General features: G+C 69.0%; 18 protein-coding genes and 1 tRNA gene. 9 read left to right on the top strand and 10 right to left on the bottom strand.

The window, feature by feature from the left end; translation table 11 throughout:
* Nucleotides 1-84 precede the first annotated feature (84 nt).
* Nucleotides 85-906, top strand: a complete 822-nt coding sequence (locus F4561_RS31040) for an ABC-2 transporter permease family protein (RefSeq protein ID WP_184585233.1) — start codon at nt 85-87, stop codon at nt 904-906.
* A 17-nt stretch (nt 907-923) separates the two neighbouring features.
* Here the strand turns inward: F4561_RS31040 and F4561_RS31035 are convergent, their stop codons facing one another.
* Nucleotides 924-1,550, bottom strand: coding sequence for a TetR/AcrR family transcriptional regulator (locus tag F4561_RS31035; RefSeq protein ID WP_221446398.1), 627 nt, complete (start codon nt 1,548-1,550; stop codon nt 924-926).
* 77 nt (nt 1,551-1,627) lie between these two features.
* Here F4561_RS31035 and F4561_RS31030 point away from each other — a divergent pair, with 77 nt between their 5' ends.
* Entirely contained in the window at nt 1,628-2,143 is a 516-nt protein-coding gene (locus F4561_RS31030) for a pyridoxamine 5'-phosphate oxidase family protein (RefSeq protein WP_184585232.1), read from the top strand.
* A gap of 72 nt (nt 2,144-2,215) precedes the next feature.
* Here F4561_RS31030 and F4561_RS31025 read toward each other — a convergent pair whose 3' ends face one another.
* Nucleotides 2,216-2,884 (bottom strand): TetR/AcrR family transcriptional regulator, encoded by a 669-nt coding sequence (locus F4561_RS31025; protein WP_312885732.1) that lies wholly within the window; start codon nt 2,882-2,884, stop codon nt 2,216-2,218.
* A gap of 133 nt (nt 2,885-3,017) precedes the next feature.
* Between F4561_RS31025 and F4561_RS31020 the strand changes: the two genes are divergently transcribed.
* A complete protein-coding gene (locus F4561_RS31020; protein ID WP_184585231.1) occupies nt 3,018-4,097 on the top strand; it encodes a hypothetical protein in 1,080 nt (359 codons plus the stop codon).
* A 53-nt stretch (nt 4,098-4,150) separates the two neighbouring features.
* Here the strand turns inward: F4561_RS31020 and F4561_RS31015 are convergent, their stop codons facing one another.
* On the bottom strand, nt 4,151-4,633 hold the full coding sequence (locus tag F4561_RS31015) for a hypothetical protein (protein WP_184585230.1): 483 nt from the start codon (nt 4,631-4,633) through the stop codon (nt 4,151-4,153).
* 330 nt (nt 4,634-4,963) lie between these two features.
* Here F4561_RS31015 and F4561_RS31010 point away from each other — a divergent pair, with 330 nt between their 5' ends.
* From F4561_RS31010 to F4561_RS31000, 3 genes are all read left to right on the top strand, one after another.
* Nucleotides 4,964-5,749, top strand: coding sequence for a helix-turn-helix domain-containing protein (locus F4561_RS31010; protein WP_184585229.1), 786 nt, complete (start codon nt 4,964-4,966; stop codon nt 5,747-5,749).
* The gene (locus F4561_RS31005; RefSeq protein WP_184585228.1) at nt 5,746-5,931 is read left to right on the top strand and encodes a DUF397 domain-containing protein; all 186 of its coding nucleotides are present in this window, start codon (nt 5,746-5,748) and stop codon (nt 5,929-5,931) included. Before F4561_RS31010 ends, F4561_RS31005 begins: the two co-directional genes overlap by 4 nt.
* Nucleotides 5,932-6,159: 228 nt before the next feature.
* Nucleotides 6,160-11,640 carry a DUF3320 domain-containing protein gene (locus F4561_RS31000; RefSeq protein WP_184585227.1) on the top strand — a complete coding sequence of 1,827 codons (5,481 nt, stop codon included), beginning with the start codon at nt 6,160-6,162 and terminating at the stop codon, nt 11,638-11,640.
* Nucleotides 11,641-11,838: 198 nt separating this feature from the next.
* On the opposite strand, the gene F4561_RS30995 is transcribed toward F4561_RS31000, so the two are convergent.
* The 4 genes from F4561_RS30995 to F4561_RS30980 form a co-directional block, all read right to left on the bottom strand.
* Nucleotides 11,839-12,009 (bottom strand): hypothetical protein, encoded by a 171-nt coding sequence (locus F4561_RS30995; protein WP_184585226.1) that lies wholly within the window; start codon nt 12,007-12,009, stop codon nt 11,839-11,841.
* A gap of 261 nt (nt 12,010-12,270) precedes the next feature.
* Nucleotides 12,271-13,713, bottom strand: a complete 1,443-nt coding sequence (pntB, locus tag F4561_RS30990) for a Re/Si-specific NAD(P)(+) transhydrogenase subunit beta (RefSeq protein ID WP_184585225.1) — start codon at nt 13,711-13,713, stop codon at nt 12,271-12,273.
* Nucleotides 13,714-13,719: 6 nt separating this feature from the next.
* Nucleotides 13,720-15,258 (bottom strand): Re/Si-specific NAD(P)(+) transhydrogenase subunit alpha, encoded by a 1,539-nt coding sequence (locus F4561_RS30985; protein WP_184585224.1) that lies wholly within the window; start codon nt 15,256-15,258, stop codon nt 13,720-13,722.
* A gap of 491 nt (nt 15,259-15,749) precedes the next feature.
* The gene (locus tag F4561_RS30980) at nt 15,750-16,037 is read right to left on the bottom strand and encodes an aldo/keto reductase (protein WP_184585223.1); all 288 of its coding nucleotides are present in this window, start codon (nt 16,035-16,037) and stop codon (nt 15,750-15,752) included.
* A gap of 131 nt (nt 16,038-16,168) precedes the next feature.
* Between F4561_RS30980 and F4561_RS30975 the strand changes: the two genes are divergently transcribed.
* Together F4561_RS30975 and F4561_RS30970 are read left to right on the top strand one after the other, a co-directional pair.
* Complete coding sequence (locus tag F4561_RS30975; protein ID WP_312885731.1) at nt 16,169-16,810, top strand: TetR/AcrR family transcriptional regulator; 642 nt, start codon at nt 16,169-16,171, stop codon at nt 16,808-16,810.
* Nucleotides 16,811-16,884: 74 nt separating this feature from the next.
* Complete coding sequence (locus F4561_RS30970; protein WP_184585221.1) at nt 16,885-17,499, top strand: hypothetical protein; 615 nt, start codon at nt 16,885-16,887, stop codon at nt 17,497-17,499.
* A gap of 300 nt (nt 17,500-17,799) precedes the next feature.
* Here the strand turns inward: F4561_RS30970 and F4561_RS30965 are convergent, their stop codons facing one another.
* Entirely contained in the window at nt 17,800-18,675 is an 876-nt protein-coding gene (locus F4561_RS30965; RefSeq protein ID WP_184585220.1) for a helix-turn-helix domain-containing protein, read from the bottom strand.
* Nucleotides 18,676-18,779: 104 nt separating this feature from the next.
* On the opposite strand from F4561_RS30965, the gene F4561_RS30960 reads away from it, so the two are divergent.
* Nucleotides 18,780-20,330 (top strand): MFS transporter, encoded by a 1,551-nt coding sequence (locus F4561_RS30960; RefSeq protein WP_184585219.1) that lies wholly within the window; start codon nt 18,780-18,782, stop codon nt 20,328-20,330.
* Nucleotides 20,331-20,645: 315 nt separating this feature from the next.
* On the opposite strand, the gene F4561_RS30955 is transcribed toward F4561_RS30960, so the two are convergent.
* Both F4561_RS30955 and F4561_RS30950 read right to left on the bottom strand, forming a co-directional pair.
* Nucleotides 20,646-20,718, bottom strand: a tRNA-Ala gene (locus F4561_RS30955).
* Between the two features lie 204 nt (nt 20,719-20,922).
* A complete protein-coding gene (locus tag F4561_RS30950; protein ID WP_312885751.1) occupies nt 20,923-21,045 on the bottom strand; it encodes a DLW-39 family protein in 123 nt (40 codons plus the stop codon).
* Between the last annotated feature and the right edge of the window lie 91 nt (nt 21,046-21,136).

Below are 21,136 nucleotides of genomic sequence, written 5' to 3'. Positions count from 1 at the left end.
CTTCCTTGCTCCTTTGACCCGCACCGTTCGCACGCCAACGAGCGCGACCGAGAGTCGCCGTCCATTCACTTAAGGAAGTCCGCAATGAGCATGGCAGCCGCACCATCCCCGAAACGGACCCGCCGCCCCAGTCCCGGCCTCGCGGCGACGATCGCGTCGGAATGGCGAAAGTTCTGGGCGCTGGCGAGCATGCGCCTGATCATCGCCATCACCATGGGCCTGACTGTCGGGGTCACCCTGTTGATCTTCCTGTTCGGGGGTGGCGGGGAGCTGGCCGCCGAGCAGCAGGGCGAGAAGTTCGGGGTCATCTTCATCGGCGGCACTCTGGGGATCACGGCGTTCACGGCACTGGCGGCTACTTTCGTCGCCGTTGAGTACCGGAGCGGCATGATCTCCTGCACCCTGACCGCTACCCCGACTCGTTGGCGAGTGCTCGCGGCGAAACTGCTCATCATCTCCGGTCTCGCCCTCGTCGTCGGCTCCGCCACCTCCTTTCTGAACTTCGCGATCAGCCAGAGCGTCCTCGGGGCGATGGGCGAGCCGACGCTGCACCTGGTCGAGGACGACCTGCTGCGGCCCGTCGTACTGTTCCTCCCGCTGGGCATGCTGGTGCAGTCGCTGCTGACCGCGGCGGTCGCGGTAGGGCTGCGCAACGCTCCCGCGGCCGTGGTGCTCGTGTTCAGCCTGAACACGATCCCGGTCTGGATCGCCGGCTACGTCGGAGACTGGTTCGCCAACACCGTCCCGCGCCGCGTGCCCGGAGCCACCGTCGAGAGCATCGCGGGGGTCAGCACTCCGGGATCAGGGGGCTACCTGGACCTGGTGCCGGCCGTGCTGACCCTGCTCACGTGGCTGGCCGCGGCCCTGGTGGCGGCGTTCTCCTGGTTCTCCCGGCGCGACGCGTGAACCCGCCTTCGTTCCGGTCAGCGTTTCGCCAGCGCGTCGATGCCGGCGAGGAGCATCGTGATGCCGAACTCGTAGTAGGTGTCGGGATCCTCGCACACGCTGATCGGTTCGGCCGCCTCGATCGTGCGCGGGAACCGGTCCGGCGGCAAGCCGTGCAGGAACGCCCGGATCCGGCGCGATTCCGCTTCGTCGGTGCGGCCCACCTGACCGCGGGTGAGGGACAGCAGCGTCGAGGTGGCGTGCCCGACGATCTGGGTCGCCTCGGCGGGCGAGAAGCCGGCGCGGGCCAGGATGTCCAGTGCGGCCTCCTGGGTCAGCAGGCGGTTCTCGCACGTCGCGCCGGCTCTGGTCAGCAACTCGGGCGCGGCGGGGTGGCCGCGCACCGCGCGCAGGAACGACCACAGCAGATCGGACAACCGCCGCCGCCAGGGCGCGTCCACTGGTGGTTGGAGGTCGACCTCGGAGAAGACACGGTCGACCATCGCGTCGAGCAGCGCTTCCTTGGTGCGGAAATGCCAGTACAGCGCCATTGGCGTGACGCCCAGTTCGCCAGCCAGGCGGCGCATGCTCACCGCCGCGAGGCCCTCGGCATCGGCCAGATCGAGCGCGCGATCGACGACCGCTTCCGGAGTCAGGGAGGTCACCCCTCCGACTATACAGCGTAGAGGGAGTCTTATACGGTGTACATGTACACCGTATAAGACTGCTGAGAGGGTGGCTGATGAGCCCCGAACCCGTCGCCGAACGCCCCTGGATCCCCCCGGACTACAAAGGTTCCGACCCGGAAAGCACGATCGCGACCACGTTGCGGTCGTGGGCGGACACGCGGTCCCGGCTCGCGGACGCGCGCACGTACTGGGTGGTCAGCGCGGGTACCGACGGCTGGCCGCTGGCCAGGCCGTTCTGGGGACTGTGGCTGGACGACTCGTTCGTGTTCGCCACGCAGCCGTCCACCCGCACCGCACGCAACCTGGAAGCCAACCCCCGGATGCAGATCCACCTGGAGGACGGCGAGGACGTCGTCACCGCCGACGGCCGCGCCGAACGGGTCGACCAGGCCGACTACCTCGGCCCTTGGCTGGCCAAGTACGCCGCCCTCGGTGCCCGCCTGCCCGCGGACGACGAACCGGTCGAGCGGGTCGCCTTCCGGATGCGCCCCAGAAAGGCGTTCGGATGGACGCTGGCGGCCTTTCCCGGCGACCTCACACGCTGGCGGTTCTCCGGGAGCCGGGACTGATGCCCCGCGGCTGGCGCCCGCGGCGGCCCGCTTCGGTCAGCTCGCGGCCCGAACCGGGCCCCGTGGCCGGACTTACTGGCCCGCCGACCGGCGGTTCTGCACACCGTCGAGAATGACGTCGAGGCCATCGGCGAACCAGTTCCGGTCAGTCTCGGGCAGCGGCAGACTCACGAGCCACCGCAGTCGCGGGAACCGTTCGAGGTCGACGGCGCGCAGCCGCCTCTGCCAGTTCACACCGGGGTCGTCGGTCTCGGCGCCATAGTCTGACCCGCCAAGAACGACGCGGACGCTCCCCTGGATGTAGTTGTTCACGGTCATGATCACCTGGGCGGCCGCGTGCGGCTCCAGGCCGACCGGTTCCAGCGCCTCCAGCGCCCATTCCATCGAGGCGAACGACTCGGTTCCGAACGGCGGGGCGACACTGCTCGTGGCGGCCAGCATCCAGGGATGGTCCAGGAACATGTGCCAGTCGGTGCGCGCGAGCGCGTGCATGCGTTCCCGCCAGTCCATGCCATCGGGATCGGGGTAGGCGTAGCGTCCGGTGACCGCGTCGACCATCGCGAAGACAAGCTCGTCCTTGTCCGCGATGTGCCGGTAGAGCGACATCGTTCCCGATCCCAGGTGCTCGGCGACGCGCCGCATCGAGACCGCCTCGAAGCCGCGCTCGTCGGCCACCTCGATCGCGGCCGCGACGATGCGCTCCCTTGTGAGGGGGTCGGTGGTACGCGGTCGTCTACTCACCCGGCTCCGTCCTTCTCGGCTTGCCTCCAGGATATCCCGATGGGTACGGTGTACTCATCCAATGAGTACACCGTACCCATCGTCGGTGCGGCGGGGAAAGGCAACGCCGCCGCACCGGCGGAGAGGACATCTGATGACGATGGCCACGACCAGCCAACCGCGAGCGATATGGAGCATGCTCGACGGCTACCGGCCGATCACGAACCTGCTTGGCGCCGGAGACCCGAACGTCCACAAGATCGACAACCAGTGGTGGATGTTCTTCGGCGGGTTCCAACGCAACTTCACGAACAACCTGTTCAGCGCGAGCCTGCCGAAAGGCGCCAGCCTTGGGGAGAACCCGCGCTGGACGATCCGAACGGATCCCGCGCGCCCGCACACCGCGCTGCCGCTGGTCGACCAGCCGGCGAAAGGCGAATGGGACCACTACGGCCTACACGAACCCTGCTTCGTCAGCGGGTTCACCACGACTCCGGCGGGCGAGCGGGTCCCGTGCCGGCGCATTTACTACACGGGCCGGAGCTCCCGTACAACCCTGGGCAACGACACACCATTCGCGATCGGCGTCCTGGAGCAAACCCCCGACGGCTGGCGGCGGCACCCCGATCCGGTGGTCGTCGGGGACTCCGAAAACCCAAGTGCTCTTGGCCCGAAGGTCATCTTCGCGGACGGGAAATGGCGGATGTGGTTCCGCGCGGCTCCCGGAGAGCCCGCCAAGGGAGACACCCCCGTCGCGGAGATCCACTACACGGAGAGCGAGGACGGGATCGGCGGCTGGACCCCGCCGCGCCCGTTCTACTCGCGCGCGGACCTTTTCGCCCATGCGTACGTGCTGAAAACCGCTTCACGTTACGAGATGCTGCTCAGCAAGAGCCCCAACCTGTTCGGCGAGCCGCACTATCCCCAGCAGGGACTCTGGCTGGCCACATCGGACACGCCCAGCGGCGATGTGGCCGACTGGTCGACTCCCGAGATGCTGCTGCGCGCGGCCGACGGCCCCGCCTGGGTGCGGAACGGGTACCTGGGGTCGAGCCTCTGCGTGGATGACGCATCGGAGAGCGCCGGAACCCGGCATGTCTTCTGCACCGGAGTCCACGAGTCGATCAGCTGGCCGAAGTACGCCCTCACCCGGCTCGCCTCACTCCGGCGACCGCCGGTACCCTCCCCGTTCTACTTCACAATCGGACACGTGGCGCTGGACCTCGGCACGTGAGATCGGCACCGCCGAAGGCGTGCAGGAACGAAAAACTCAAGACCGATGCGGGGTCAGTTCAGCGTGGGCCCTCCCAGGGGTGGGGTGACGCAGGGGCGGACGTGGACGGCCGCGGTTCGGTGGTCCGGCACGGGCACCCGAGCGGCCGTGTGCCAGCGGAGTTCGGCGAAGCACGTGCACAACACGTCGTCCTGGGTGGTGCCGTGGTCATCGGCGAGGGCCTCCAGCAGGGGCCGGCGGTAGTGCCGCAGCGGATCGCCTTTCGGAGGGCCGCGCAGCCACCGGGTTTCGCACACCGTGCCCACGCCGATCGCGCCGATGTCCGCGCGGACAAACACCCCGATCTCCGCCTCCCCGGTGTGCTCGGGCTTGAGCCGCCCCACGACCTGAGCTGCCAACTCGTGCAACACCAGCACAGCATCGGCGCGGGGGTCGTCCAATGTCCCGGCTCGGGTGAGGACCTTCGCAGCCCAGGCCCGCGCGGCAGCGAGGCCCTCCACGTGAGCGGGAAACGCCCGCTGCCGGACCCGGGTCACCGCGCACCCCCTGCGGCAGCGGTGCCGCGCCCGGCGTTCACCCGCGCGAACGGGCACATCGGGACTACCCCTAGCGGGGCGGGCGTGTGGTGGTAGGCACAGGACCGCACATAGGGGCGAACCCGAGCGGAACGGGACCTATACTTTCCCATTGTCAACACTCCTTCGTAGTGTTGGCCGTGCCCTGGGCCGGTGTGACGGCGCCAGGGCTTTTGTGTTCCTCGACCACCCTCCTGTTACAAGAGACACAAATTCCAGTTCTGGCACACCCTTGTGGAAAACCGAAACTCGGGTAGCGGATTGTGTCACTTTCGTAGCAGAGTGATTCGCATGACGAGCGAACACTGGAAGCGCTGGGGAGCCGAACTGCGACGCCAGCGCAAAAAGGCAGGTCAGTCTCAATCCACCATCGCCAATGCGATGAATGTCGCCCGCCCGACTCTTGGGGCCTTCGAGCTCGGAACACGAACTCCAAGCAGGGAACACGCTGTAGCAGCCGACGAGGCACTCTCAGCCGGTGGGGCTTTGCTCCACCTTTGGGACGAGATCAGCGATTTTAAGGAGATTCCAGAGGACTGGCGCAACTTCGAGAAAATTGAGATGCAAGCTACGGAGATCCGCGAGTACCACTCCACGCTGATCCCAGGGTTGCTCCAGAGTCCGGAATACACTCGGGCGATGCTCCGGAACACGGACGCATGGGCTGATGACCAGATTGAACGGCTGGTAACCGCGCGTACTGCGCGCCTGGACAACCTCGGTCAGGCCGCTCTGAGCTTCGTGGTGGACGAGGTAGTCCTGCGGCGTAGCCACGGCTCGTGGGATACATTGCGCGCGCAGCTTGCCCACATTCGGAAGCTGATCGACGAACGCCGAATTCGGATACGAGTGCTTCCTCAGGAAACGCTCTCGCACCCTGGCCCTGGGGGGTCCTTCCGGATCATGACGCTCCGAGATGGGCGGATCGTCGGCCACGAGGAGTACCGATCGGGAGTGAACGTCGTAACCGGCCCCCCGGTGAACCGGTTGGTGACGGTATTCGGCAACCTGCAAGGTGAGGCCCTCTCCACCCCCGCTTCGATCGAACTTGTCGACGCGATTATGAAGGAACTATGACCATGGACACCTGGCGCAAGAGCAGCTACAGCGGCCCCGAGAACCCCAACTGCGTTGAGTGCCGCGCCGACAACGACCGGGTGTTGGTGCGCGACACCGGGAACCGGGAGCACGGGCACCTGAGCTTTTCCCCGGCTGAGTGGCGGGTGTTCCTCGCGGAGGTGCGGCAAGGGACGCTGTAGGCCCCCTGACAGCGCTCGGCATGGCTCGGCTCTCGGTATCCGGTGGCCCAGGCTCACTGTCTCCGGATGCCCTCTCCTGAGAGGATCGCCCCGCGGCCACACGGGCCCGGCCGAGCGCGGCCCTTCCGGTGACCGGGAGGTACCAACGCAGGAAGCGTGACGTGTGCTCACCCGGGAAGTCCCACAATTGGAGGCGCTTGGCGTGGTCTGCTCCGGGAGGTTCGACGGTTGAACGACACGGACGCGCGGACTCGCGAATGGCTGGGGAAACAGCGCGACGAACTCATCAACATGTCGCGCAGGAACCAGCTCCTGTACTTCAAGCACAACAAGACAGCTTCCCTTGAGGTTGTCGATCCCGCGCCGGTAGAGATCCTGAACCGGCTCGACCGCAGCGGCGCTGCCGGCCAGCTCAGCTTCTATCTCCCGCCGTCCGAGGACTCCGAGGCCAGCGACAGCACCCCCGCACCCAAGCCCAACGAGCTGGTCATCGCGGACAAGGACGCGAACCAGATCGGGCGGGCACTTCGGCTGCTCGAACGCAAGGCGAACCAGGAGTTCCTCAACAAGGGGTTGTGGGTGCTCTACCTGGGCCTGGGAATGCTGGAGTGGCGCGAGTCCTCCGACAACGACGAGCCCGCGGTCAGCCCTCTTCTCCTGCTCCCCGTGACAGTCGCCCGCGACAGTCTCCGCGAGTCGTTCCGGCTGCGGCGCACCGAGGACGACCCGGTGGTCAACCCCGCCCTGGCCGTGAAACTTGAGGGCGACTTCGACCTCACGCTGCCGGGCGTGGGCGCCTTCGAGGAGAACGGGCTCGACGGGTTCCTCCGCGAGGTCGAGGAACTCGTCCAGGGCCGGGAAGGGTGGTCGGTCACCCACCGCACTGTCCTGTCCACATTCACCTTCCAGAAGGAGGGAATGTACCGCGACCTGCTCGACAACGAGGAGAAGCTGGCCGCCAACCCCATGATCCAGGTGCTCGCCCTGGGCACGGAGGCGCCCAGCGCCGGATCGTTCGACTTCGAGCCCGTCGCTGAGGACCATCTGGAGGAGGCGGCGCCGCCCGAGGATCTCGTCAGCATCCGGGACGCCGACGCCACCCAGCGCAGATGCGTCCTCGCCGCGCGGGACGGGCACAGCTTCGTCATGGACGGCCCGCCGGGCAGCGGGAAGAGCCAGACGATCACCAACACCATCGCCGAGCTGATGCACGCGGGAAAGTCCGTTCTGTTCGTCAGTGAGAAGGCGGCGGCCCTTGAGGTCGTCCACAACCGGCTCAAGGACGCCCACCTCGACGAGTTCGCACTCCAGCTACACAGCCACGACGCCACCCGCAAGGCGGTGGCGGCCGAACTGGGCCGCTCCCTCCGCTCGCGGCCCACCGCCAACGGGGCGTTCACCGCGCAGCAGCGCACCGACCTGGAGCGGCGGCGCCAGGCGCTGTCCGGCTACGCGCAGGCGATGAACGAGGTACGCCACCCCCTCGGCCGCTCGCTGCACCAGGTCCTCGGCACTGTCGCGACCCTGCAGTCCTTCCCGCAGGCGCCGGTCCCGACCGGCTTCGGTCGCTCGTTGCGGGCGGAGAAGCTTTCCGCGATCCGCGACACCGCGGACACGCTCGGCCGCGCCTGGGATCCGGTGCTACGCGGGGACGGCTTCCTGTGGCGGGACCTCAAGGACGCGACGCTGTCCGCGTCCCGCAAGAGTGAGGTGGAACGCGACCTCGCCGCCGCCGAGTCCGCGCTCGACTCCCTGCACTATCTCGTCATGTCCATCGAAGAGGAGTTCGGCCTGGGCTGGGACGGCAGCCCGGCAGACGGGCGCCGCCTCCTCGACCTGCTGGTGCTGCTCAACGAACGTACGGCCGTCCCGAGCGCCTGGCTGAGCACCGGCACGCTCGACACGCTCCGGCAACGGTCCGCGGAGCTGTCGGAGGCGACCCGGCGGTTCTGGACCGAGGACACCGAGTTGCGTGAGCGAGCCGGTGCGGGCGCGGACGACCTCCAAGGGCGAGGCGCGCCGGACCACAACGCCGCCATGGCGGCCCTGCGCCAGGCGCGGCCACCACTGGATCCGGACGGCGACGCCACAGCCGGCACGCTCCGCGAGATGGTGCGCTTCCTGCGCGACAGCTCCGACCGTCTCGACACGATCGCCGGGGACGCGGGGCACGTGGCGGCCGGCTTCGGGCTGGCGGAGGGCGGATTCAGCATCGACCGCGCCGCTGAGCTGGCCGACCTGGGCGCCCTGGTCGACACCCCGACCCGGCCCGAACCGCAATGGCTCAACCCAGCGGCGCAGCCCGCCCTGGAGGAGGCCCACCGGGTGCTCGGTGAACTGCACCGCGAGTTCCTCGAACGCCGGGACGACCTGCGCGATGTGTTCACCGGCGACGTGCTGGAACTCGACCTGCGCTCACTGCGCACCCGGTTCGCCGAGGTCCATCGGGGACTGGGCAAGCTCCGCTCCGCCTACCGGGAGGACAAGCGCACCCTGGCGCCGTACACCGTCTCCGGGAAGGTGGACCGGCGGGTGCGCGAGCGGCTGGGCGACGCCGCCGCCTGGCAAGAGCTCGCCGACCGCCTCACCACCGCCGAGTCACACCACGTGGATACCCTCGGCACGCACTACTACCAGCGTGGTTCGGCCGACTTCGACCGGATCGCCACCGCGATCCAGGTCGCCCGGGACGCGGTGCGGCTCGCCGGGGGCGGCGCGGGAGAGGCGTTCACCCGGCAGCTCGCCCGGGGCGAGTCGCCTGACCCGGACCTGGTGCTGGTGGCCCGCCGGCTGGGGACGGCGGTCACCTCCTGGCTCGACGAGGCGCGCCGGATCCTCGGCCCCGCCACTGACCAGCTTCGCACCATACCGATCGCCGAGGTGCGCTCGTGGTGCGAGAACACCGCCGAGAGGCTTGAGGTCCTCGGCGAGACGGTCGAGCACGTCTCCGAGACCACTGGCGATCCGGTGACGCTCGCGTTCTCGCGGGACGTACTGGAACGAGCGTCGAACGTGGAACGCCTGCGCGCATCGGTGGAAGGGACGTTCGACGACGACGCGTCGCGGTTCGGCGAGCGCTTCGCCGGGGTGCGCACGGACTGGGCCGCGGTGGACCACGCGCTGGCGTGGGCGGAGCTGGTGCGGACCGCCCTTGGGGGCCCCGCCGGCCCCCGTGCCGCTGAAGCGCTCGCGGCGACCGACACCTCGCCCGACGAGCTTCGCCAGTGCCTCACCGCATGGGATAAGGCCAGCGCGCGGATCACCGGGCAGTTCACGGAGTCGAGAGCGGAGGCCGTCGCCGCGGAGCTGGACGGAGCCTTCAACGACGTGCGGGCGCTGCTGCGCACGCTGCGGAACACCGTCGGCGACATCGAGGTGTGGGCGTCCTACGCGCAAGCGACGGCGTGGCTGGCGAACCAAGGGCTCGAACCCGTCGTGGGCTTCTGCGCCGAGCAACGGATCGCTGCCGAGGACGTGCGGCCGATCATCGAGCGCGCCGTACTGGAGGCGTGGGCCGACGACGTGCTGCGGTCGGACGCCGAGCGCCTGGGAGCACTGCGCGCGGCCGACCGGGACGCCCTCGTGGCGGAGTTCCGCGACCTCGACAGGCAGCAGGTCGAATCCGCCGCCGCCCGTGTGATCAACGCCTGCACGGCCCGCCGTCCGACCTCCGCCGCCGGTGCCGCCGGGGTCATCCAGCGGGAGGCGGAGAAGAAACGGCGGCACATGCCGGTCCGGGACCTGCTGGAGAAGTCCAGTGGTGTGGTGCGGGCGCTCAAACCGTGCTTCATGATGAGCCCCCTGTCGGTCTCCCAGTACCTGCCCCCGACGATGCGCTTCGACGTGGTGATCTTCGACGAAGCGTCCCAGGTGCGGCCCTCCGACGCGGTGAACTGCGTCTACCGGGGAAACCAGCTGATCGTCGCCGGGGACCAACGGCAGCTCCCGCCCACGAGCTTCTTCGCCGCCATCGGCGACGCGGGGGACGACACCTACGACGAGGAGCAGATCGACGAGTTCGATTCGGTGCTCGACCTGTGCAAGGCGGGCGCGCTGCGGTCGCTCCCGTTGCTCTGGCACTACCGCAGCCGGCACGAGTCGCTCATCACCTACTCCAACTACAACTTCTACGACGGCCGGCTGCTGACCTTCCCCGGCGCGAGCGAGGAGGGGGCCGATGTCGGCGTCGAGCTGATCAAGGTCGACGGCGTGTACCGCCGCGGCGGCACCAAGGACAACCCAGTCGAGGCGCGGAAGGTGATCGAGCGGGTACTCCACCACCGGCGCCACCACCCCGACCTGACACTCGGCGTGGTGACCTTCTCCAGCTCCCAGGAGGACGCGATCGAGCGGGAGCTCGAACTGCGTTCGGCGGAGTATCCCGAGCTCGCCGGGCTGCGCACCGAGGACCGGATCGGCGGGTTCTTCGTCAAGAACCTGGAGAACGTGCAGGGCGACGAGCGCGACGTGATCATCTTCAGTGTCGGCTACGGCCCGGACGAGCACGGCAGGTTCACGCTGCAGATCCCGCACCTGAGCGGGTCGAAGAGCGAACGGCGCCTCAACGTCGCCATCACGCGCGCGAAGAGCCGGGTGGAGATCGTGACGTCCGTGCACGCCGGAGACTTCCCGAACCCGGTGAGATCCAACGGGCTGCGGCACCTGAAGGGCTACCTCGACTTCGCCGAACGCGGCACCTCCGCTCTCGCCGCCGCTACCGTCGAGCACGGCAGCGAGCCGGAGAGCCCGTTCGAGGAGGAGGTGCTGGGGGCGCTGCGGTCGTGGGGGTACAACGCTGAGCCCCAGGTCGGCGTCGCCGGATACCGCATCGACATTGGGGTGACCCATCCCGAACGGCCGGGGACGTTCGCCCTCGGTGTGGAGTGCGACGGCGCGATGTACCACTCGTCGAAGGTCGCCCGCGACCGCGACCGGCTGCGGCAAAGCATCCTCGAAGGGCTGGGCTGGAACATCCACCGGATCTGGGGCACCGCCTGGTACCGGGACCGGGCGGGCCAGGAGGCGCGCCTGCGCGCCGCCGTGGAGGAGGCGGTCGCCGGCACTTTCGACGAGCGCGCCGCGACGGCTCCGGCGGCGGAGCCGTCGGTGGTGGTGCAGCGGGAGGAGGCCGACCTCGACGCCGATCCCCGGTGGACCGAGCCGTACCGGACCGCCGAAATCGACGGCGTGGACACGAGCTTCGGCATGCACGAGCCCGAGGCGCGAGACGTGCTGCGCACGCTGATCGCGCGGGCGGTGCGGTCGGAGGGGCCGGTGCACGAGGAGCGCGTGCTGCGGGCCGTACGGACCGCCTGGGGCGCCGGCCGCGCCGGCTCGCGGATCCGGAGCGCGTTCGACCAGGCCGTGCGCGACCTCGTCCAGGGGGGTCACCTGGAGCGGGAGGACCACAGCTTCCTCAGCACGCCCTCGAACGTGCTGGCCACCGTGCGGGTCCCCACGGACGATCCGGACTCCCGGCGGGAGGCCAAGCATGTCCCACCGCGTGAGCTGCGGCTCGCCATCACCCGGATTGTCGGGGAGGCGCACGCCATCACGCCCGAGGACGTGTCCGTGCGTGTCGCCCGGCTGTTCGGATGGCAACGCCGCGGCACCGACGTCCGAGCAGCGCTGGACGACGCGATCAAGGCTCTCACCGACTCCGGGGAACTGGCGTTGGTCGGCGGTCACCTGGAACACGCCCCGAACTGACCCGGCCGACCCGCGCCACTGTGCGTATCCCGGAGTCCACCAACCTGAGCAGCTTCCGCCAATGGTGCGAAGACGTCCTCAGACCGGCCGTCCTCGCCTGTCATCCACTACACGGCCTGCCCGCCGCTGCCACGACCAGCTCGACCCAAGGCCGCCGGTCCCCACGACCGGCGCGCTCGGCGGCGATCGCGGGAGGGCTCACCTGCGCCCGGAGCGCGACTTCACCAGTTTGGACACCCCGACGACGCCCAGGAGGATGGCGCCGAGGATCAGTCCCCACTTCAACAGGCCCATCAGCAGACTGAAGAGCGCTCCCGCAACAATGATGACGGCGACGGCCACGGCGATGATCAAGAGTATGCGTCCCATACCGCCACCGTAGAGGACCGGCGTCCCCGGGGTCAGGGCCGCGGACGAACATCCAGGGTCGCCTCAGGGGTCATTCAGGGTCCGGCCCCGGAGGGGGCGCGGCCGTGCGAGGCGGCGGGCGCGCCCGCCGCCTCGCACGGCCGCGGCTGAGGTTGCGCTCCCCGGCGAGCGCCGCGAAACACCGACGCTCACGCGTCTCCGGGGCGGCCATCCCTGGTAGGACGTCGATGCCCGCGCTCCACTCCAGCTCACCCCAGCGCTTCAGGCGGTGAGGTGGTGGAGGATGTCCTCCACCTTCCCCTTGGCGTCACCGAAGAGCATGCGGGTGTTGTCGCGGAAGAACAGCGGGTTCTGGACGCCGGCGTACCCGGTGGCCATGGATCGCTTGAAGACGATGACCTCGGTGGCGTTCCATACCTCCAGGACAGGCATGCCGGCGATCGGGCTGCCCGGATCCTCTGCGGCGGCCGGGTTGACCGTGTCGTTGGATCCGATGACGAGCACGACGTCCGTCTCGCCGAGGTCGTCGTTGATCTCGTCCAGGTCGAGGACGATGTCGTAGGGCACCTTCGCCTCGGCCAGGAGGACGTTCATGTGGCCGGGGAGACGGCCGGCGACCGGGTGGATGCCGAAGCGCACGTCGACACCCTTCGCGCGGAGTTTGGCGGTGAGCTCGGCGATGGGGTACTGCGCCTGGGCGACCGCCATGCCGTAGCCCGGTGTGATCACCACGGAGTCGGCCCCCGTGAGCACCTCTGCCGCCTCGTCGGCCAGCACCTCGCGGTGCTCGCCCTGCTCCCCGTCGCCGCCCGACGGCACCGGGTCGGCACCGAAGCCGCCGGCGATAACCGAGATGAACGAGCGGTTCATCGCCGTGCACATGATGTAGCTGAGGATCGCACCGGAGGCACCGACGAGCGCGCCGGTGATGATGAGCAGGTTGTTGCCGAGCAGGAAGCCGGCGGCCGCGGCCGCCCAGCCCGAGTAGGAGTTGAACATCGACACCACGACGGGCATGTCGCCGCCGCCGATCGCCGCCACGAGGTGGAAGCCGAGGAACAGGGCGAGCACTGTCATCCCGGCCAACGGGATGATCCCGAGTCCGAGGTCGTGCCCGGACACCTGCCAGGCGTTGCTCATGAACCAGCCGAGCAGACCGGCCGAAACGATGAGGATCAGCAGGTTGAGCAGGTGCCGTGCGGGCAGCACCAGCGGCGCGGACCTCATCCTCGCGCTGAGCTTGAGGTTGGCGACGATCGACCCGGTGAAGGTGGCAGCACCGATGAAGACCCCGAGGAACACCTCGGCGTCGTGGATCGTGCCGGCGTGGCCGTGCTCCAGGTAGGAGTTGTATCCCACCAGCACGGCGGCGAGCCCCACAAAGGAGTTCAGCAGCGCGATCAGCTGCGGCATGCCGGTCATCTCGACCGTGCGCGCCCGCCAGGCGCCGATCGCGGCGCCGACAGCCATCGTGCCGACGATGACCGCGAGCGTGACGGGGATGGACCGCTCGGCCTCGCGGGCCGCAAGCGCGAACGTCGCCAACAGCGCGATGGCCATGCCGGTCATCCCGGCGATGTTCCCGGCCCTCGCGGTCTCGTGCTTACTGAGCCCCGAAAGAGCGGCGACGAAGCAGACGGCGGCGATGATGTAGGCGCCCTGGATGAGCCCATTGAGCTCGGTGGAGTGGAGGACGTCGGTCATGTGGGGTCAGCCCTTCCGGAACATTGCGAGCATGCGGTGCGTCACCAGGAACCCGCCGAAGATGTTGATGCTGGCGATCAGAACCGCGAGCGAAGCCAGGGCTGTAACCAGCAGGTTGTCCCTGCCGACCTGCAGGATCCCGCCGATCAGGATGATCCCGGAGATGGCGTTGGTCTCCGACATCAGTGGCGTGTGGAGCGCGTGGGCGACGTTGGAGATGACGTAGTAGCCCACAAAGACGGCCAGCACGAACACCGTGAGGTGCCCGAGGAACTCGGTGGGGGAGAACGCCGCCGCCGGCGCGAACAACGCCGCGGCCAGACCGGCGGCGTACCACTTGCGCTTGGGGTCCCTGGGCTTCTCCGGTTTCGCTTTCGGTGCCTCGGCCGGCTCGGTCGCGGTGCGCTGCTTGGGTGCCGCGGACACCTCCACCGGGGGCGGCGGCCACATACTCTCGCCGTCGTTGCTGACGGTGATGCCGCGTTGGACGACGTCGTCGAAGTCGAGGGTGAGTTGCCCGTCCTTCTCCGGGGTGAGCAGCCTGAACAGGTTGACGATGTTGGTGCCGTAGAGCTGGCTGGTCTGCGCGGCGAGCCGGCCGGCGAGGTCGGTGTAGCCGAGGATGGTGACCTGGTTGTCGGTCACGACCTTTTCGTCGGCCCGGGTGAGGTCGCAGTTGCCGCCGTTGGCGGCGGCCATGTCGACGATGACGCTGCCGTTGCCCATGCCGGCGACGGTCTCGGCGCGGATCAGTTCCGGCGCCGGACGACCAGGGATCAGCGCCGTGGTGATGACGATGTCGGCGTTGCGGGCCTCCTCGTCGTACATCGCGGCGGTCGCGCGTTCCTGGTCCTCGGTCATCTCCCCGGCATAGCCGTCGGAGGAGACCTCCGACCGCATATCGACGGTGACGAACTCCGCGCCCATCGACTCGACCTGCTCCGCCACCTCGGGGCGTACGTCGAAAGCCCGGACGACCGCGCCCATCGCGCTCGCGGCGCCGATCGCGGCCAGCCCGGCGACCCCGGCGCCGACCACGAACACGCGTGCCGGCGGGATCTTGCCGGCCGCGGTCACCTGACCGGTGAACTGACGACCGAATTCGTGCGCCGCCTCGACCACCGCCCGGTAGCCCGCGACGTTGGCCATCGACGACAGCACGTCCATCGACTGCGCGCGGGAGATCCGCGGCACCGCGTCCATCGCCAGCCCGGTCACTCTGGCGTCGGCGAGCTTGCCGACCAGTTCGGGGTTGCGGGCGGGAGCCATCATCGACACGAGTGTCGCGCCCTTGTGGAGCCGGCTGATCTCGTCGTCGTTCGGGGCGTTGACCTTGACGACGATGTCGGCGGCCCAGACGTCCTCGGCACTGCCGACGCGCACATCGGCGGCACCGAAGACGGCGTCGGTCTGCTCCGCGGCTTCGCCGCTTCCGGACTCGACGACCACGTCATAGCCCAGCTTCTGCAACTGCGTGGCGGTTTTGGCGGTCGCGGCGACCAGGGTCTCGCCGGGTTTGGACTCGCGCGGGATGCCGATCAGCACGGGCTCTCTCCTACCTGCGGGGTTGGGTCCTCTCGACGCCGGTGAAACCGGGGGGGACTGGTCAAACTGCGCACGGTCGGGTCTCCTACGTTCGTGCTGCGCGATGGTGGGATCACGCTTGGGCGCCCGCGCCGGTGCGGGACCCCGACTACACCACTGAGCACATCAACACCCGCCCCCCGGGGGGGGCCGTACTCGATTGGGCGGCGTCGGCCGATCGATTCGGGCCGCGGGTACAGGCGGGGTATGTCTCGCGAGCGGATCTGCTGGCGGGCGGCGTCGGAGCTCCGGACAGCGGAAGGAGTTTCCGCGGGAGTGCCCGCTTTCGTTGGCGTTCACAGTGCGGTATGTCGGTTTCCGAGCGTGCAGGTGTGCGCGGTCGCGCTGCCGCACCTGCGCGTTGCGTTCGGGGGGGCCTGGAGCACAGCGGGGCCGCGGACACGTCCGCCGTGCAAGAGCGGTCAGGGTGGTGTGGTCAGACGGCAGCGCGTTCACTGGCGGGTCGGCGGCGGAGGCTCGAAACCCATCGGGAGACTGAACTTGGTCGCGACGACGCTGTCGCGACGCCCTTTGAGCGCCTTGCCCACAGCCTCTTCGGACGCGCCCTGGAAGTACGCGTCGGCGGTGTCGATGAGGTTCATCCCCGCGTCCAGTACCTTGTGGATGATCTTGATCGAGTCGTCGTGGTCGGGGTTGCCGATGGACGTGCCGAACATCAGTGCGCCGAGCGCGTAAGGGCTGACCTTGATACCGGTCTGACCCAGCGCGCGGCAATGCATACTGTATACGGTTCTCCTGTGGTGGTCGAGGTGTGGTGAGCGTTCCTTCGATGCCGTACGCTGTGAGCCGAAGCGGAACGCCTTTCCAGAAAAATACGGAAATACATTCCGGAAAACAAGGGAGGGGTGAGGTGACGGAGAACACGGCGCCGACCGAAGTCGACCCGACCGGCTCGACGGGCACACCCGAACGCACTGGGCGTCGGCTGCGCGCCGACGCGCAACGCAACATCGACTCCCTGCTTGAGGCAGCCAAGACCGTCTTCAACACGTCAGGCGTGGATGCGCCCGCGAAGGAGATCGCTGATCTGGCCGGCGTCGGAGTCGGAACGCTGTACCGGCACTTCCCGAAGCGCTCGGACCTGATCGTGGCCGTGTTTCAGCGCGGGGTGGACGCCTGCGCCGACACGGCCCCCGCCCTGGCCGCGGAACACGAGCCGGGAGCCGCATTCGAGAAGTGGATCCACCGCTACACCGAGTTCCTCGCGACCAAACGAGGACTCGCCAAAGCGCTTCACTCGGGCGATCCGGCGTTCGACGAACTGCCCGGCTACTTCATGCAACAACTCGGACCCGCCCTCGGGTCACTACTCGACGCCGCGACAGCCAACGGCGAGGTCCGCTCCGACATCAGCCCCGAGGACCTCCTGCGTACCGTCGCCCATCTGTGCCATCCCGCGGCTGACGAGGGACCCGAGTACAGCCAACGCATGATCGCCGTCCTCATCGACGGACTACGCTACGGCGCCGATACGGGCCAGCCCCGCGCCTGAGGCCATGCAGCGCTGCGGGCCGCGTACGAAAAACCGGGCGCGGACAGCATGGGGAACCTGCGATGGTGTCCGCCATGGACGCTGAACCGGCCACCGATACAACCCGCCACTACGCCCCGGGGCGATCGCTGGCTGAGTTCGCTGGCCGAATGCTTGTGGTCTGCCCGGAATGCGGCGCCCGCGCACTCGTCGTTCCCCGGCCTGGTCTTCCCGCACCCAAGTACTTCAGTGAGCTGTTGTTCCGGCCACGCCGACTGGCCTGCGGAGGGTGCGGTGCCGTCGCGGACTGGGAACCGGAAGTACGGGGTGCCGGGCTTGCTGGCGCGGTACTGGGCGGCACTGAAGACCCGTTCTTCCGGCGGCCGCTATGGCTGCAGACCCGTTGTGTCGGCCAGACCCTGTGGGCCTACAACGAGGAGCACGTCAACGAACTGTCGGCCTATATCGGCGCCCAACTGCGCGAGCGCAACGGAGCGCGCCCAACGATGTCGATGTTCGCGCGGCTGCCACGATGGATGAAGAGGTCTGACAACCGCGCCGAGGTTCTGGCCGGCCTGGAGAAACTGCGGGCTCTGGCCAACCGGTCGGAACCGGCCGACCGGTCCGATGCCGCGCATGAACGCGGTGACCGACCCCGGTCGCACAAGAGCGTGTACTTCCGAGGCGGCCCGTATGAGGGCAGGCCATAAGAGCCGAGTCACAGCCGTTCGATGACGACGGCGACTGTGGCCCCGTGCCTTGCGGAGCCAAGTGGAGCCGAACCTCTGATCTCCGGTACGCGCCCCCTGAACGCGGCTGGCGGGCCTGCCCGAACGTGTCCGTCCGCCCTTTCACCGGCGAGGCGAAACCCCGCCGGTTCCCCGCCTTCCTCAGCGCCGTGCGCAATGGATACGCGCCGCGTTCCGTCCCCGTTATGTATCAGCCCTGGGCCGAGAATGGGCGCTGCCCTGCTCCCGCGGGGTGGGATGGGCTCGGGATCCGGGAGGCGGTCAGACCTCCTCGGCTTCCCACAAGGGGCTACCGGCCCGGAGTTCGGCCAGGAGGCGCAGCGCGTCGGCCGAGGCCCCGCCGTTGGGGGTGTAGACCTCGAGCCTGTGGTCCGGGCTCTCGGGCTGCAGCCAGACCTGGTAGTCCACGCTGAGCTCCCCGACAGTGGGATGCCGCAGGTCCATGCGACCCACGGTGCAGTCGGCGACGTCGCCGTCGGCCCAGAGCGCGGCGAAGTCGCCGCTGCGCATGGCCAACTCGCCGATCAGCTCGGCCAGCCGGGCGTCGGTCGGGTGCCGGCCCGCGGTCAGCCGCAGGTACCCCACGTGGACGCGGGCCAGCTCCGCCCAGTTGCGGTGCAGGTCGCGGGTGAGCGGGTCCAGGAAGAACATCCGTGGGACGGACGGGCGCCGCTCCGGGTCGCCGGGCGCCTCGAAGTCGGCGTGCTCGGCCAGGAGCGCGTGCCCGCTCCGGTTCCAGGCCAGCACGTCTCCGCGGCGCCCGAGCACAACGGCCGGGGTGGACTCGCCCAGCGACTCCAGGAGTGCCAGCACCCGCCGGTGCGGCTGCTCGGGTTCGGGCCGGGACAGTCCCGGCACGGTCGGCCGGTCGGCGAGGTTGTGCAGGTGGAGCCGCTCAGCGGGGTCCAGCCGCAACACCCGGGCCAGTGCGTCGAGCACCTGCTGTGAGGCGGTTCCCGCCTGCTCCTGCTCCAGGCGGGTGTAGTAGCCCACGCTGACCCCGGCCAGGTGGGCCAGCTCCTCGCGCCGCAGGCCCGGCACGCGGCGGGCCGTGCCGTAGGTGCGCAGTCCGACATCGGCGGGGGTGGCCCGGTCGCGGCGTGACTTGAGATAGACGCCCAACGTCTCCAGTTCCATAGCACCGAGCCTAGCCCGAGACCCTCCACCCGGGGGTATCCCTGTCGGGTGTACCCACCGCTGTGGGCTGGTTGGTCCCGTGGCGCGGGGCCACCGTTGTCGGCATGAACACGCGACACGCATCTCCTGAAGCACAACGACCGCCCGGCCTTCGGGCCTGGCTGGGTCTCGCGGTGATCCTGGGCCCGGTGCTGCTGGTGGCGATGGACAACTCCATCCTGTATCTGGCGATGCCCAGGATCACCGACGCGCTTGCCCCCACCGGCGACCAGGCGCTGTGGATCCTCGACATCTACGGCTTCGCGGTGGGATCGCTGCTGGTGGCCTTCGGCAGCATCGGTGACCGCTACGGCCGGCTCAGGCTGTTGCTGATCGGCACACTGTTCTTCGGACTCGCCTCGGCCGGGGCGGCGTTCGCCCCCAACGCCGAGCTGCTGATCGCCTTCCGGGCTCTGATGGGCATCGCCGGTGCCACGCTGCTGCCGTCGGCGCTGGCCGTGCTGAGTGAGCTGTTCCCCGACCCGCGCCGACGCGCCCAGGCGATCGGGATCTTCGCCTCGGCCTTCGCCGCGGGCTTCGCTATCGGCCCGATCGTCGGCGGGCAGCTACTCAGCCACTTCTGGTGGGGCTCGGTCTTCCTGGTCAACCCGCCGGTGGTGGCGCTGTTCCTGATTCTCGCCCCGATCCTGCTGGGCGAGGTGAAGGTCACCCGCCCCGGCCGCGTGGATACGCTCAGCGTCGCACTCTCCGCGGTGGGCCTGCTGCTGGCCATCTACGCGGTCAAGACCCTGGCCGCCGAGGGCCTGGCGGTGGCCCCGGCCGCCGCGGGACTCGTCGGCGCGGTGATCCTGGTGGTCTTCGCCCGGCGCCAGCGCCACCTGGACCACCCCCTGATCAACTTCGCGCTCTTCCGTGACCGGGTGTTCAGCATCGCGATCATCACCGGGCTGCTGCCCCTGGCCGCCTGGTCGGCCACCGCCTACCTCTCGGGCGTCTACCTGCAGACAGTGCTGGAGATGACGGTCTTCCAGGCCGCCATGCTCGCCGTTCCCGGCGCCCTGGTGCTCACGGTCACCTGCATCGTCACCCCTATGGTGGTCGGGCACATCGGTACCCGGGCGGCGCTGGTCATCTGCCACTTCGCCATCGCCGCGGGGCTGTCGCTGTTCCTGATGACCAGCGTCACCGGCGGCGCGGGCTGGTACGTGGCCGCCATGATCGTGGCCGGGTTGGGCTACGGGATCTCCTTCGCCGTGGTGGCCGACGTGGCCGTGGCCGCGGTTCCCACCGAGCGGGCCGGCTCGGCCGCCGCGATGGCCGAGACCTCCAACGAGATCGGTAACGCCCTGGGCATCGCCTTGCTGGGTTCTATGGCCGCCCTGGTCTTCCGGCTGCTGGGCCCGGACCTCGCCCCGACGCTGAACGAGACGGCGGAGCTCCCCGGACTGGCGCCGGCGGTGATCATCGAGGCCAAGTCCGCCTTCGTCACCGGGCTGCACGCGGTCGTGGTCGTGGCTGGCCTGATCCACGCGGCCATGGGCGCGCTGGCGCTGCGGTGGCTACCCAAAGCCGACCCGCTGGCGGCCGACGACGGCGCGGGGACGGCCGAAGGGGAACACTTGCCTCGGAATCCTGAAGAGGTCAGCGCCGGCTGACCCGTACCACACCAGCGCGCTGACTGTTGCCGCCTGCGGCGGGATCCCCGTAGGCGGCAACAGTGACCGCCCTACGGCTCGATGAGGCGTCGCAGACGGACATGGCGCCCGGGACGGTGCGGGACCAACGCCCACCTGATCGCTCCGGACCTTCCCGGAGTGGTTTTCGTGAAGCTGGAAGGCTCCCGGCTCCGGTGCGGGTGCGGGTGCGGGCCGCGTGATGCTCCTGACCCCATGTGCGCTGAATGCGCGACGGCCGCCCGAGAACGAGCCTCGGGCGGCCGTTGGTGTTCGCGTGTTCCGCGAAGACAATCGTGGAGCCAAGGGGAATCGAACCCCTGACCTCCGGTATGCAAAACCGGCGCTCTACCTTCTGAGCTATGGCCCCTGACGTCGGTCAATGGAGAGCATACCGGTTTCGGCCAGCAGCGCCGACCGGGTTTCTCCAAGTCTCCAGAGCGAACGAAAGGCTGCTTGTGCCTGGAGGCGCGGGCGTCGGCAAGGGGACGAACGTCCGCCCACGTCTCCCGGCACAAAAGCAACAGCCATCGGCACGTCGGCACGTGCCGTGGCTGGATGGCTCTACCTGGTTCTAGCTGTCGCTGGCCGCGGTGGCTTCCGTCCACAGATCAAGCTCGGCGCGGTCGGCCTGGATCTTGCGGTAGATGGCGAACGCTCCGAGCGCCACCAACACCAGGACAATGATCTTCTTCACGGCGTGGACCCCTTCTTCGGTCATTGGTATTCGGGTCTTGCTTGGACGCGCAGCTCGGAGATCGGAGCGGTCCCGGCCGGGATGCCCGGCC

Origin of the sequence: Lipingzhangella halophila, from assembly GCF_014203805.1 — a bacterium.
GTDB classification, from domain to species: domain Bacteria; phylum Actinomycetota; class Actinomycetes; order Streptosporangiales; family Streptosporangiaceae; genus Lipingzhangella; species Lipingzhangella halophila.
Note: the sequence above shows the minus strand (reverse complement) of the source record. Positions and strands in the feature narration are given on the sequence as shown.

What these genes read in the sequence shown, in the direction of transcription:
- F4561_RS30970 (WP_184585221.1), top strand. Translation starts at nt 16,885, where the DNA reads ATGGACGCTGAACCGGCCACCGATACAACCCGCCACTACGCCCCGGGG.
- F4561_RS31020 (WP_184585231.1), top strand. Translation starts at nt 3,018, where the DNA reads ATGACGATGGCCACGACCAGCCAACCGCGAGCGATATGGAGCATGCTC.
- F4561_RS30980 (WP_184585223.1), bottom strand. Translation starts at nt 16,037, where the DNA reads ATGCATTGCCGCGCGCTGGGTCAGACCGGTATCAAGGTCAGCCCTTAC.
- F4561_RS31030 (WP_184585232.1), top strand. Translation starts at nt 1,628, where the DNA reads ATGAGCCCCGAACCCGTCGCCGAACGCCCCTGGATCCCCCCGGACTAC.
- F4561_RS30995 (WP_184585226.1), bottom strand. Translation starts at nt 12,009, where the DNA reads ATGGGACGCATACTCTTGATCATCGCCGTGGCCGTCGCCGTCATCATT.
- F4561_RS31040 (WP_184585233.1), top strand. Translation starts at nt 85, where the DNA reads ATGAGCATGGCAGCCGCACCATCCCCGAAACGGACCCGCCGCCCCAGT.
- F4561_RS30960 (WP_184585219.1), top strand. Translation starts at nt 18,780, where the DNA reads ATGAACACGCGACACGCATCTCCTGAAGCACAACGACCGCCCGGCCTT.
- F4561_RS31010 (WP_184585229.1), top strand. Translation starts at nt 4,964, where the DNA reads ATGACGAGCGAACACTGGAAGCGCTGGGGAGCCGAACTGCGACGCCAG.
- F4561_RS31005 (WP_184585228.1), top strand. Translation starts at nt 5,746, where the DNA reads ATGACCATGGACACCTGGCGCAAGAGCAGCTACAGCGGCCCCGAGAAC.
- F4561_RS30965 (WP_184585220.1), bottom strand. Translation starts at nt 18,675, where the DNA reads ATGGAACTGGAGACGTTGGGCGTCTATCTCAAGTCACGCCGCGACCGG.
- pntB (WP_184585225.1), bottom strand. Translation starts at nt 13,713, where the DNA reads ATGACCGACGTCCTCCACTCCACCGAGCTCAATGGGCTCATCCAGGGC.